The following is a 13,343-nucleotide window of genomic DNA, read 5'->3' as shown; positions in this document are numbered from 1 at the left end:
GCATACCGAGCGACTTCCCCTTCACGCATCAGCGCGTATCAACTTTGTGCCCCGCGCGAGCGATCCACACCTTTCAAGCCTCGTCATTCCACCCCATTCACTCCTCACAGTGCTCCATTGCGCAGATGCCTCACACCGGTACTGCACTCCCTTGTCTCCCGTGCAGTGCTCACAATGCCTACCTGAAACTCTCCTCCGTCCCGTTCGCGATTACCACCTGCCCCTGTCGCCTCCGCTCTCTGCGTCGGCCCATCGTGTTCGTGAGGCATCTTGTGTCGGACCCCTCTGCTGTACTGTTCCCATGAACATTTCAGTCGGACTACTGCTGCTCCTGGTACTGCTGTGCCTCGGCCTCGGAGCTGCGCTTGGTTATAGCGCGGCCACCATGCGCGCACGTGCCGCAGACCAGGCGCGTACACGCGAACTTGGTGAACTGCAGGCGCGCGAAGCCGCCGCACAGGCACGTGCCGAACTCCTGGCGGAGGAAAACAATGGCCTCGTCAGTCGCTCCCGCGCCGATAATGACATCATGCGCGCGATCGCCCCACTGGGCAGGCACCTGGAAGCCATGGAGCACCGTGTACAGGTCATGCAGGAGGCACAGGCTGCTCAACGTGCAGAGCTGCACGAACAGTTGGAGGCCACCGGGCGGGGGCAGCGCGAACTGGCTCAAGAGACCAGTTCCTTGCGCTCCGTGCTCATTTCAACCTCGGCGCGCGGCACCTGGGGCGAGGTCGAGCTACATCGCGTTGTCGAAGCGGCGGGAATGCTTGCCCATGTGGACTTCTCTGAACAGCTGAGCACGGGCGCCGTCTCAAACTCGGCATCGGCCTCACGGCCGGATCTGACGATCCACCTGCCCGGCGGGGCACATATCGCGGTGGATGCCAAGGTGCCGTTGTCGGCGATTCTGCGTGCGCAAGATATCTCCGGCGAGGGCCCGCAGGAACAGGCAGAACGTGAACGGCTTCTCAAGGAACACGCGAAGGCCCTGCGCGGGCATATCAACACCTTGGCAAAGCGGAACTACCCGGCAGAGTTTCCGGGATCACCGCAGATCACCGTCATGTTCCTGCCCGCAGAATCGCTACTCTCGCAGGCACTGGCGGCGGACGGAGCTCTGCTGGAAGATTCCTTGGCGGCAGGCGTCTCCCCTGCCTCGCCGTCCTCCCTGCTCGCGTTGCTGCGATCCGTTGCTGCCGTATGGTCCTCCACACGTATCGCGGAGGAATCACAGGCCATTATGGAACTCGGTCGCACGCTGGTGAAGCGTCTAGATGTGGCGGCACATCACCTTGGCGATCTCGGCACCGGACTGCGCCGGTCGGTAGCCAACTACAACAAGGCAGTCGCATCTTTAGAGTCTCGGGTGCTGGTGACCGCCCGCTCCTTCGATTCCATCGAGGTTCCCTTGCGCGAAGTTCCACAGATCGAGGCCGACGACGCCCAGATCCGCAGCTTCACCGCACCCGAGCTCGCGCAATCTGAGGAGGCGATCACCTCGTAGGTCACTGTGTAGTAGGTCAGTACGCGGCACAATGCCTCGCGTCCACACACGGGGCGTTGAACCGGGAGCTGCGGTCTCGCCGCAGCTCCCGTATCGCTTCTGCCTTACGAAGCAGTTCCCAACACTAGCTCGATGAGGAGCATCACCGTGGCAACAGGAACTCGGAGCCTCTTGCCGTAACCCCGGCATCTCAAAACCATCTCGAAACCTCGCATGCGGGCGAGACGCCCAAGGCAACAAGTGCTTAGAGCCAATCTCCCGACCGGTCTCAGCGCCTCATACGCAACCCGCTGCGATATCGCACGACCCCGACCCCTAGAACAGAACCGAACAATGCCCCAATCAGCGCCGAGGCTGCTAAGACACGGGCAGTCGGCAGCGACGCCAGTGACACTGCACGCCCGGCCGTACCCTTCGCACTCGCACTGTCAGCCGCATGACCCGGATTGTCCGCCGCCGTGGCCCCGGCACCCCGCGTCGTCGACCCGGCATCGCTCGGATCAGGGGTCGCCGTCGCATCCGGCGCCGCACTGGATGCCTGCGCACCCACCGTATTCCCCGTACTTGACGCGGTTTTACTGGCATTGTTGGCCTGCGCCTGACCGCCTGCTCCCCAGGTTACGCTGACAAGTGCACCCCGGTTGACCGGCGTATCAGGCTCTTCACCAATCGCAGTGGCGACATCCTTCGGCAGGGCGGTACCCGTGCCGTCCAACCGCCCTCCCGGACGCGCCCGGAGATTGTTCTTGCCTGTGTTCTTCGCATTGTCACTGAGTTCCGTGAACAGATCCTGCGAGCCACGAGACGCGACCACATCCTGGCCATTCACCTCAGCATTGGGAACCGTCACTGTGGAAGAGCCAGTAAAATCCGCCAACGTGCTCGCGTTGAATCCTGGTTGCTCCTCATCGGTCTTCCAGTGAATGACATACGAAGGCTGCTCAGCCGAGGTACGGAAATACGTGTTGTGATCCATTCCCTCGACCATCTCATTTGCACCGATACGCGTGCCGTCGCCATTTGTGCCCGCTGAGAAGCGTGCGATAACCGAGTACCGGTACGGGTCTCTCGCGAGTCGCGAGGACGACTGCCCGAAAACGTTGTTGTATATCGAGGTATTCGTGGTGTTCCACGATAGGCCGCGCGAGCGCGACCAGGGTTCGGGTGCCGTACAGCTGCCGTCCGCTGCACGCGCATTGCACCCGCCATAGCGCGTGTCCTCACGCACAATCAGCGGGCTCACCGTATCCACGACGGTGTTGTTCCAGATCTGGTCGTGATCCGATCCGGAAATCACAATGCCCTCATGAGATGAGGCCACAACGTTTGACGCGATGATATTGTGGCTGCTCACCTCGTCGTAAATGGCAGTGCGGCCCACATTGATGAAGCTGTTATTGACGATTGAGCTGTCCACAACACCCTCGTCGAACCACACACCGTTCAGACGATACGGGCTCTCAACTTCAGGATCACTGTGGTCGTAGCCCACATCCGAATAGTCATGTGTGTTGCTGGCATATCGCACACCTTCGGAATGCGTAATCTTCGTGTCACTCAAGGTGCAGTAAGCACCGCAGTTCGTCGTGATGAATCCAGCCAGATTGTTACGGCTCCACAGGTTGTTTTCCGCCGTTACGTTCTTCGACTTATTGATACCGAAACCGACGCCGCCGTTGTTAACGACCCGGTTCCCTTTGAATGTCACATTCTCTGTGGTGGTTATTTCAGCTGCCGTTCCCGCTGCGGAATAGGAGAATGTCGAGTTAGCGACCGTGGATCCCGCAGACTGGTTCACGAACATGGCACCGCCGGTCATAGTGCCAATCTCCGGATCGTCGTAGTCCCAGCGCTGCACCGGGCTGTATCGCTGCACGTCCACACCGTCCCAGACGATGCCACCGCTAACGAGGGTAACGGCACGGGCGTGTTCCACGATCTCCACCGTGTGCCCGTTCGGATCAGAGCCGATCACATAGGCCGTACCCCGGTGCGGCTTGACGTTGTAACCAGAGGAGACATCGTTGGGTTGCTGCAGCGTCACCGGGTCCGGATCGTAAACATAGAACGTTCCGTCCGTCACCTGGTCTGCCGATGCCACCTGTGTCAACGGCTCACCGTCGTAGAACACCTGCTCTACATAAGCGGCCATGCCTTCTCGCGAGGGATCGTTATTCGTCGTACACACGTCGCAGAACCGTACAAAGTCGCTCGACGATGTCGTCCACGCGTTGCCCGTCTGCCGCCAATCGGAAACCACCTGAGAACCGTCTAATACTGCGGTGGCGCCCGGTTCTTCGGTGATGGTCACACTCTTGCGCACGAAGATCCCGCCCTCACGGTATGTTCCCGAGCCCAACGCAATGGTGTCACCATCTGTGGCTCGATCCACGGCGCGTGTCAATGTTGCGAATGGCTTCGTTGCGCTGCCATCTCCGTCTTGATCTGAACCATCTGTGGCCGATACGTGAACCGTATTCGGAGCGGCACTTGAGGCCACTGGGCTGAAAAGGCTCATGAGTGCCAGGGTGAGAAAGGCGGCCATACGGCGGAACAATCTTCCTCCTGATAAAAGTTGCGTGTCTGGGTGAGACCGCACGTTTCGGTCAAACCCGGTATAGCTATACAAGGTACCATCACACTGGGCCGTAAGTCGTCACCACGTTACTCGCATTTGCGGCGGATAAGGACTTCTGGGTAGCAGTTCGCGCACATGCACAGGTAGATGGCCCGCTCTGCCCTCGCAGTGTGATGAGCCCCACGCCACCCCGCCGCCCCTCCTTGTTACGGGGGTGCCGGGAACCTGTACACCCACCTTCGTCCGTTACCCGTTTGTGGGTATCGCATCAACCGGGGTGCCAGGAGCCCGTGCACGTATCTTCAAACGTTCACCATTTGCCCGGTGGCAAGGATTCCGCCTAGCGGTGCCCGGCTCGGGGCAACACTCCCAGCTTTCTGACCGTTGCCGCCAACGCCATCGTCTCGCTTGATATTGAATGCCGCCTTACTTCTTGGGGTACTTCGTATCGATGTAGATCGAGTCAATGGAGTCGGACACGATCTTCTCAGCGGCGCTGTCACCCACGCGGTAGATGTACGTCACCTCGTAGTAGTAACCATTGCTGCCAAGCACGGCCACCACCTTCGTCTGCACATCACCTTCAAAATTGCTCCAACCGTCCACACCATCAATGTCTCCGGCTTGCACGGTTTCTGTCCACTCCCACAGCTGCGCCTCCTTGGCACCAGGAACGGTTATATCGCTAGCCGTGAAGTCATTATGTTGCCTCTCCGCGTAGTCCTCGGCATGGGACTTCATGCTGTCAACTGACTCAATCTTCTGACCAAACCAGTCCGGCTGCGCGGCAACAAGAGTATCACCCTCGGTGTAGTAAAACGGCACACCCATGGGAGCTGAATCGGTGTTCGGCTCACCATCTCTGACCGTCTCAACCGGCATCTCAAAACCGATACCCGAGTAGAGGAACTGTGAGACACCCGAGCCGCTGGCCGGATCTGTCCGGGAGATTTCCATCGCCGTCGGCCCGTCATCCGGTTCCGCAGTCTCTGTGGGGGCCGCCTGGGTGTCCGTCGTAGTTGACCGCGTCTCCGCCGAATCCGGATTCGGTGCAATCGTCGTCTCAGACGACGTCGTCTCGGCGTCGTCGGTCGCATTCGAACATGCGGTGAGAGGCGCCGCTGCCAAAAGGATCGCCGCACCGATGAGCTGGGCACGGCGGCGCGCATAACTGCGCTGCACTGCAAATTCTCGTTTCATGCCCCTCAGCCTAAAGGCCCCGCACCCATCGCAAAAGTTTCCAGCACGGGGAATGCTCCCCATTGAAATCGTACGAGTCTTGTGCCACGGACTCGTGCGGCACCGACCCCAACTCGTAACTGCCACCATGCCGTTTCCTGATTTGAGCACGTGCCGCGCCCGGCCGACCTCCGGCATCAGCGCGCTACATGCTACCCACGTGTGACTGACCTGCCTTCGGCGAACTCGCCGACCGGAGCCACGAGCCACGAGCTACGCGTGTGACCGACCTTCTCGCACCTTGTGCGGCCGATCCGGCTGGATGCCGCTGGCCTTCAAATCAGCACGCAGATTCTTCGGCAGTGAAAAACGCATGTCTTCTTGAACCGTCTCCACCCGATCCACCTGTGTATATCCGAAGGACTTCAGGCGATCCACCACTTCGCGCACAAGGATCTCTGGAACCGATGCCCCCGAGGTCAGCCCCACCGTCGTCGTACCAGAAAGCCACGCGGGATCGACTTCCACAGCACGATCCACCCGGTAGGCGGCCCGCGCACCGGCCTCCAAGGCTACCTCCACCAAGCGCACCGAATTGGAGGAATTAGCCGAACCGACCACGATCACCGCGTCGCACTGCGGCGCCATCGCCTTGACTGCGCCCTGCCGATTCTGCGTTGCATAGCAAATATCCCCGACGGCGGATCGGCGAGATGCGGGAAACGACGTCGCAGCAGCTCCACAGTTTTCATCGTCTCATCCACAGACAGCGTGGTCTGGCTAATCCATACGACCTTCTCCGGGTCGCGCACCTGAACACGATCAACCTCATGCGGCCCGTTTACCACTTGAATATGTTCGGGCGCCTCTCCATATGTACCTTCGACCTCCTCGTGACCGGCGTGCCCGATCAACAGAATGTCGTAGTCCTCCCCCGCGAAACGAACCGCCTGCTTGTGCACCTTTGTGACCAGCGGGCACGTTGCATCGATTGTCAGAAGTCTCCGAGCTCCGGCTTCGCGATGCACCTGCGGTGAAACGCCATGTGCGGAGAAGATGACTCGCGCGCCCTCAGGCACCTCGTCGGTATCGGAGACGAAAATCGCCCCGCGGCGGGTGAGGGTTTCGACGACGTACTTGTTATGGACTATCTCCTTGCGCACGTACACGGGGGCACCGTACAGCTCCAATGCCTTTTCGACGGCGTCGACCGCTCGGTCAACACCCGCGCAATAACCGCGCGGTGTGGCCAGGAGAATCCGGCGCCCATCGGGTGAAGGCTGCGAGGAAATGTCGGCCGGAAAAGCGGACGCCCCGGCCAGCGACTCCGCTTCGGGCACAGGCTCGGACCCGCCCAGCTGTTGCACCGGATTCTTCACACTCATCCCTCCAGGGTAATAGGCGTTCGCCTGGGATACGAGAGCGCCGGAACACAGTTTCACAGCGAGCGCGGCCACACGTCCTGACTCGCGCGCGACACCAATGCAAACACCCACACATTCCACCGCATACACAAACCCACACCCGTCTAGGCTCAAGGGCACAATCTGACGGGCTGTTCCTGTGAAACCATAGATCCATGGCATCCAAGATTCCCGTGCCAGCGGATCTCCCGCAGCTGGCGGCGCAGACGACCCCGGAACACCCGTGGCCGTTGCGGTTGCTATCGGCGAAGATCCGCGAGTACGTGGCAGCCATGTCACGCCTGTGGGTGGAAGGCGAAGTCATCACCCTACAACGACGTCCCGGCGCGAAGGTCCAGTTCCTCAGTCTGCGCGATCTCGAGGTCAAGGTATCAATCACCGTCAAGATCCTGACGCATCTGCTGCCTGACTCCATTGAGCCGGGCAGTCGCGTGGTGGTATGCGCAAAACCCGACTTCTACGAGGGTAACGGTTCCCTCTCCCTGTGGGCAGATGAGATCCGCCCGGTTGGGCTGGGCGACATTCTCGCCCGTCTGGAGCGTCTGAAAGCCCAACTGATGGCGGAAGGACTCTTCGATGCCTCCCGGAAAAAGCCACTCCCCTTCCTCCCCGCATGCATCGGCCTGATCTGCGGCCGGAATACGAAGGCGAAAGAAGACGTCGTCGTTAATTCACGCCTGCGCTGGCCCGCCGTGTGCTTCGATATCCGTGAAGTGCAGGTACAGGGACAGGGCGCCGTTGACGCCATGGTTGGAAGCCCTCGCCGCTCTCGACGCCGCACCTCAGGTCGAGGTTATTGTGCTCGCCCGCGGTGGCGGCTCAGTCGAAGACTTACTTCCTTTCTCCGATGAACGTCTGGTGCGCGCCGTCGCCGCAGCTTCCACGCCGATTGTCTCGGCCATCGGTCACGAGGGCGATTCCCCCATCGTGGACCTCGCCGCCGACCTGCGCGCCTCCACCCCCACCGATGCTGCCAAACGGATCGTGCCCGACGTCGCCGAAGAGAATGCCGGGTTGCGCGACGCCGTCGCACGCGGGCGCCGTAGTCTGGAACTGCGCCTGCAACGCGCCGAGGACGAGTTGCGCTCACTCACGACACGGCCCGCTCTCGCCCGGCCCTATGAGATGGTGACCGTGCGCGAACAGGACATCCGCTCGCTGCGCACATGGCTGCGCAGTCACGTCACTCAGCGAATCGACCGAGCAGAATCAGAGGTATCCGCTTTGCTTTCGCAGACCAGAGCGCTTTCGCCGTTGGCGACGCTCGGCAGGGGGTATTCCATCCTGCTCGATGAACAAGGCCGCGTCATCAGCGACGCCGCAGAAACGGCACCCGGTGATCGCCTCACCGGTGTCCTCGCTTCCGGCCGCCTAACTCTCAACGTCCACACCATTGTGCAAGGAGACCATGATGAGTGATCACGCCGCACCCGATACTACCGTCACGCCCGCCGAACTCGACGAGAAAGTGGCTGGCCTTTCCTACGAGGAAGCACGCTCCCGCCTAGTGGAAATCGTGGCCCAGTTGGAGCAGGGTGCACTCCCTCTCGAGGAGTCGCTTGCCCTGTGGGAGGTAGGTGAGGCGCTGGCCCGGCGTTGTCAGGCATGGCTCGATGGGGCGCGCGAACGCCTGGCCGCCGCGGGGGCGTCAGCTCCCCAGGCGGACGAGACCACCACCCCGTCCTCCGGCACCGATTCCTCCCCGAGGATGAATCATGAGTGTGCTTACCCTCGGGGAGTGCTTCATTCAGGCCGTGAAGCGTGCCGACGGCTCGTGGCAGCGTACGCCCGCCGGGTACATGCTGAATGTGTCGGTGGCTCTGCGCCGACTGGGGCGAACCGTCCGTTTTGTCACCGATTTCGGGCTGGATGCGGGCGGCACGCTACTCGCGGAGTACTTCGCAGCACATAGCGTTGAGCTGTGGCTACGCGCGGACGACCAGCGGAACAACCCCACCTCGGTTCTCACGACCGTCACGGACAGCGAGGAAATAACTGCGCAGAGGCCGTCGCCCGCTGCGCGCCTTGATTTCACATGGGATATCCAAGACACACCTGTATCCGGGGCCTGCGTACTCGACCTGGAGATGCTGGCGCCGCGTTCGGTTGCCTTCGGCGGAGCCGCGTGCCATACCTCTCCCGGTGCGGGGAAGGTCCGCCGCTGGGTCGAACACCTCCGCAGTACAACATCCGTGTTCTACCACCTCGGGCTCCCTCCCGGTTTCACCGCGCCAATGGCGCAAGTGCGCGAGCAAGCCGAGGCGTTCATCGGCCTGGCGGACGTGGTTTGCGCCCCGCGCAGGCGGGTTAGTCAGTTGTACGGCGCCACGGATGTATTGACCATTGCACGCCACTGGCAAGAACTCGGTGCGGCACTCGTCGTCGTTGCTGACGACGACGGCGCAGACTTCATCCCACGGGTTGGTGAACCACTGCACGTGCAGGCATTTGCGCGAGTCGTTGACACCGTCGGCGCGGAAGAAGCCTTCTTTGCGGCACTGATCGACGGCATCAGCCGCTCCTCACTTGACGGACCGCATGGTAAAACGACCTTACATGCTTTGACAGGTGACGCTCTGGATGTGCTTGGCTCATATGCCACAGCCGCAGCAACCGTTGCCGCTAGCCGAGCAGGGGTATATCCACCTAGTCGTGAAGAGGTGATTAGCGTATCCGAAGCGCGGCAAGTCTCCGATGAGCCGGTTGCTACTGCGGTGTAGCAACCTGAAGCGGCCGTGCCAGTGGTGTAGGACACCCGACAATCGATGATTCCCGCTGCTGGAGAGCGAGTTCAGCGGGGCATCGCACGCGATTACTCCGGTCGGCCGCGTCAGGTGCTGCGCGCACTGCCAGGATCGTTATCGGCCCAGTCGCCGCTCACGCTGCGTGTAGTCGCGCAGCGCTCGCAGAAAATCCGTGCGGCGAAAATCCGGCCAAAAGGCTTCGCAAAAGTACAATTCTGTGTGAACCGACTGCCAGAGCATGAAGCCGCTCATCCGCTGCTCACCGGAGGTGCGAATCACCAAGTCCGGGTCCGGCTGACCGCGGGTGTATAGATGCGCAGCAATCCCATCCAGCGATATCGTCTCCGCCACTTCTGCCAGAGTCTTTCCGGCCTTTGCCTCCTCACATAGCAAGTCGCGCACCGCGTCGGCAATCTCTTGCCGTCCGCCATAGCCGACAGCGATGTTGACCGCCATTCCGTGCACATTGGCGGTATGCTGCTGCGCCTGGCGTAACTCCCGGGCGCAGATCTCGGGCAGCAGGTCGAGATTGCCAACCATGTGCAGGCGCCACCTGCCGCTTGAGGCCAGCGATGTCACTGCCCCACTTATGATGTCCACCAACTCGGTCAGCTCAGCCTCATCCCGCTTGAGATTGTCTGTAGAAAGCAGCCACAGCGTGACCAACTGGATGCCGACTTCGTCGCACCAGCCGAGAAACTCCGAGATCTTGTCTGCGCCCCGCCGATGCCCGTACGAAGCGGTATGGCCGAGTTCACGGGCCCAACGCCGGTTACCGTCCAGCATCACGCCGATATGGCGCGGTAATTCCTGACTGGTGAGGGTACGAAGAAGGCGTCTCTCGTACAGTTTGTAAAGCACGGCCGGCGCATCCATGCCTCCCCCTTTCGTTCGGTAAGTCAAGGTTAGCGGCTCAACGGGAGTATGACCCACCGAACACGACCAGGCGCCAGAAAAGGGTGCTCGTCGGCACCCAACTCCGGCGTAGCTCCCGCCAAAGACCTACCGCCCAGTGCGAGCAGGGTTATCAACTACGCCGCTTCGGGCGTGCCACCTAAAACTCTGGGGCTGATGTCCCTCCGCGCGAATCCGTGCTTCCTGATGAATCCACACCACCACCTGGCGCCGCTGCCACCTGGCCGGGCGCCGCTGCCACGTTGCGAATCCTCACCGTCGTCTATCCGATCATCGCTAGTGCGGGACATCTGGAACACCGCCCGTGCTTCGAACGCATCCTTCTACACCTTCGGTGCTGCACTAAAATTGCATACAGAGCCACCCGGGGTCGGCTCGTCGGCCTGGCGGCCGGGCACGAGTCCAAGAGTCACGCAAGTAAAGAGGCACGATATGTCAGCGAAGCTCGGCACTCCAGCACCACCGGAGAAGGCCATGGATGATGCGCGCGATCCGTTGAGCCACGACGGAAGCAGCGATGACACGACTGTGCGGCCACACGCCGGAAAGACCAGCCGCCTCAAGCAACGCCGTGAATGGCTGAACTCACTGCCCAAACCAAAGGGCCGCGGCTGGATCCATGCCTGTACAGCACCGCTTGCCCTGGCTAATTCCATCGTGCTCCTCATCTTCGCACCCGGCGCAGGGCTTAAACTCGCCTGCATTGTTTTCGGCATTTCAGCCGTTGTACTCTTCGGACACTCCGCTTTCTACCACCTCATCAACTGGTCACCGCGGGCGCACGACATCATGCGCCGCATGGACCACTCCAATATCTTCCTACTCATCGCCGGCACCTACACACCGTTATCCGTAGCTCTCTTACCGGGACGGACCGCTCTGTTGGTACTTCTGATCGTGTGGATCGGCGCCGTCGGCGGAATCTTCCTCTCCGTGTTCCGGCCGAATGCACCGCGCTGGCTCTACGTACCCTTTTACGTGGCACTGGGCTGGGTGGCCATCTGGTTCCTCCCCTCCTTCTGGCGAGCTGGCGGGCCAGCTATCGTGTGGTTAATCATTGCCGGAGGTATCGCCTACACCATCGGTGCCCTGTGTTACGGTCTGCGGTGGCCCAACCCGTGGCCGCGCATATGGGGCTTCCACGAGTTCTTCCATACCGGTACATTGATCGGTTACGCCTGCCACGCGGTAGCCGTGTGGCTGACTATTTTCGCCGTCGCCTGAACGCCTTGGGTGAATGCCTCGCCTGAATGCCCGGATAAAGCGCAGTTCGCCGCGCCCACCAGGTGGAGCGCGGTCCACACGTGTTGCCACAGTGCGGGCTGAATGACTAACCCTCATCTTGTTATCTGCCACACTCCGCGTATGCGAACACGGTACCAGCAGCCTTCACACCGAGGACTGCCGTTATACCGCATCCAGGCCTGTCAGAACAGCGCATTGCGGACGTACCGGCACACCGATTTGCTCTGACCTTGGAAGTCTCCCTTCCGGTAGGCTCAGGAGAGGCACAGACCCCGGGCACGGGAGGATACATGGCAAAACAGCAAGGTCTAACATCCCGCCGCTCCTCAGCGACGCGCCGCTTGGCTACAAACGCTCGCTGGCAGGCATCGCCTTCAGCGCTGCTGCGCGTTTATCCGGGAACCTGCCTTGCGAGTCTCAGTCACGCCGCAACCCCCGGATGGAAGGGGACACGGCTCGAAGCTGAAACCTACATGGCGGAACGCGGCGCACTGCTCGGCAATCTCCAAGAACGCCTTTTCGCCGCCGCGAAAGTAGGAGCCGACTTCCGTCGCGTCCTCGTCGTCGTGCAGGGCGTAGATACCGCTGGTAAGGGTGGAATTGCCCGCCATGTTCTGGGGATGATCGATCCGCAGGGCGTACAACTGCATGCTTTTGGTGTTCCCGACGCCGAAGAGCGCCGCCATCATTATCTGTGGCGGGTGGAGAAGGCACTCCCCGCTGCCGGAATGATCGGACTGTTTGATCGCTCGCACTATGAAGACGTGCTCGTCGCCCGTGTCGAGCACCTGGTTCCGGAGTCGGTGTGGGCAGCTCGGTATGCGGAGATCAATCGTTTCGAAGAGGAACTCGTCGCGGCCGGCTACGTCATCATTAAGGTGCTGCTAGCGATATCCTTCGAGGAGCAGGGGGCACGTCTACTGGAACGTTTAGAGCGACCGGATAAACGTTGGAAATACAGCCCTTCTGATGCCAATGCACGCGAGAAATGGAATGACTACCAAACCGCCTATCAGGCCGTGCTCGATCAGACCTCAACCTCTTGGGCGCCGTGGTACCTGGTTCCTGCCGATAACAAGTGGTATGCCCGGCTTGCGGTCACTGAGCTCATCATCGAGGCGATGTCGAGAATGGACCTGGGCTGGCCGCAAGCCACCTGGCAGCTAGAGGCGCAACGCCATCGCCTGCTCACCACGATTCCGGCCGACCAAGCAACAGCATTACAACGTCGAGTCGCAGCCAAGGTGCGCAGTGCGGAACGCGCCGGCGACCGCGTGGACGCCGAACTCTCCGCCCTGCGGGCGAACAGGGCCGATCAGGACACTCGTCCCGCACGGCCCAGACACACGAAGAGCGCGGCGGCGAGCCCGAATGTGGCCGCAGGCCGAGAGCCGGAAATCGGCAAAAAGGGAAAGGCAAAGGCTGAACGCAGCCACCTGGAACAACACAACACTGTCGGCTCGAAACGGCACGACGCCGTCACACCAAAAGAAGAAAGAACAGCCGGGGCGAAGCAGGCGTCCAAGAAGAGCACTTCCAAACACAAGAAGAGCACTTCCAAACACAAGAAGAAACTCAGCAAACCCTCTCAAAGCAAGAAAGGAAATCGGGAGGTGAAAGGCGCGGCGAAGAAGGCCCGGAAAGCGAAAGAGAAGAAGTAGCGAAAGCCCTCTCCTGCCGTCGCGTTTCCCTGCCATCTCACTTCGCCGCTAGGCGCAATTGCCCCCTCCCCGCGAGAACACTGCGGGAGA

At 61.0% G+C, this 13,343-nt stretch carries 9 protein-coding genes and 2 pseudogenes; 7 read left to right on the top strand and 4 right to left on the bottom strand.

Annotated features, from left to right (window positions below; all coding sequences use genetic code 11):
- Window positions 1-301: 301 nt before the first annotated feature.
- Window positions 302-1,507 carry a DNA recombination protein RmuC gene (locus DDD63_RS02775; RefSeq protein ID WP_164505432.1) on the top strand — a complete coding sequence of 402 codons (1,206 nt, stop codon included), beginning with the start codon at window positions 302-304 and terminating at the stop codon, window positions 1,505-1,507.
- Window positions 1,508-1,775: 268 nt separating this feature from the next.
- Here DDD63_RS02775 and DDD63_RS02770 read toward each other — a convergent pair whose 3' ends face one another.
- The 3 genes and pseudogenes from DDD63_RS02770 to DDD63_RS02760 all read right to left on the bottom strand — a co-directional run bounded on the left by DDD63_RS02770 (window position 1,776) and on the right by DDD63_RS02760 (window position 6,649).
- Window positions 1,776-4,064, bottom strand: coding sequence for a NosD domain-containing protein (locus DDD63_RS02770; RefSeq protein ID WP_125482412.1), 2,289 nt, complete (start codon window positions 4,062-4,064; stop codon window positions 1,776-1,778).
- A gap of 447 nt (window positions 4,065-4,511) precedes the next feature.
- Window positions 4,512-5,285 (bottom strand): hypothetical protein, encoded by a 774-nt coding sequence (locus DDD63_RS02765; protein ID WP_108715086.1) that lies wholly within the window; start codon window positions 5,283-5,285, stop codon window positions 4,512-4,514.
- Window positions 5,286-5,537: 252 nt separating this feature from the next.
- A pseudogene (locus DDD63_RS02760) lies at window positions 5,538-6,649 on the bottom strand (4-hydroxy-3-methylbut-2-enyl diphosphate reductase).
- 194 nt (window positions 6,650-6,843) lie between these two features.
- On the opposite strand from DDD63_RS02760, the gene DDD63_RS13080 reads away from it, so the two are divergent.
- From DDD63_RS13080 to DDD63_RS02745, 4 genes and pseudogenes are all read left to right on the top strand, one after another.
- Window positions 6,844-7,539 carry an exodeoxyribonuclease VII large subunit gene (locus DDD63_RS13080; RefSeq protein ID WP_276308089.1) on the top strand — a complete coding sequence of 232 codons (696 nt, stop codon included), beginning with the start codon at window positions 6,844-6,846 and terminating at the stop codon, window positions 7,537-7,539.
- Entirely contained in the window at window positions 7,487-8,107 is a 621-nt protein-coding gene (xseA, locus tag DDD63_RS13075) for an exodeoxyribonuclease VII large subunit (protein WP_276308088.1), read from the top strand. Before DDD63_RS13080 ends, xseA begins: the two co-directional genes overlap by 53 nt.
- A pseudogene (locus tag DDD63_RS02750) lies at window positions 8,097-8,312 on the top strand (exodeoxyribonuclease VII small subunit); the annotation flags it as partial. The gene xseA and the pseudogene DDD63_RS02750, both read left to right, overlap by 11 nt.
- Window positions 8,313-8,403: 91 nt before the next feature.
- Entirely contained in the window at window positions 8,404-9,408 is a 1,005-nt protein-coding gene (locus DDD63_RS02745) for a PfkB family carbohydrate kinase (RefSeq protein WP_108715085.1), read from the top strand.
- 138 nt (window positions 9,409-9,546) lie between these two features.
- Here the strand turns inward: DDD63_RS02745 and DDD63_RS02740 are convergent, their stop codons facing one another.
- Window positions 9,547-10,308 (bottom strand): isoprenyl transferase, encoded by a 762-nt coding sequence (locus DDD63_RS02740; protein ID WP_108715084.1) that lies wholly within the window; start codon window positions 10,306-10,308, stop codon window positions 9,547-9,549.
- Window positions 10,309-10,779: 471 nt separating this feature from the next.
- Here DDD63_RS02740 and DDD63_RS02735 point away from each other — a divergent pair, with 471 nt between their 5' ends.
- Entirely contained in the window at window positions 10,780-11,571 is a 792-nt protein-coding gene (locus tag DDD63_RS02735; protein WP_240611364.1) for a hemolysin III family protein, read from the top strand.
- A 311-nt stretch (window positions 11,572-11,882) separates the two neighbouring features.
- Entirely contained in the window at window positions 11,883-13,253 is a 1,371-nt protein-coding gene (locus DDD63_RS02730) for a PPK2 family polyphosphate kinase (RefSeq protein ID WP_108715083.1), read from the top strand.
- Window positions 13,254-13,343: the final 90 nt, after the last annotated feature.

Origin of the sequence: Actinobaculum sp. 313, assembly GCF_003073475.1 — a bacterium.
Lineage (GTDB): Bacteria > Actinomycetota > Actinomycetes > Actinomycetales > Actinomycetaceae > Asp313.
The sequence above is the reverse complement of the archived record's forward strand: the minus strand, read 5'-3'. Positions and strand labels throughout refer to the sequence as shown.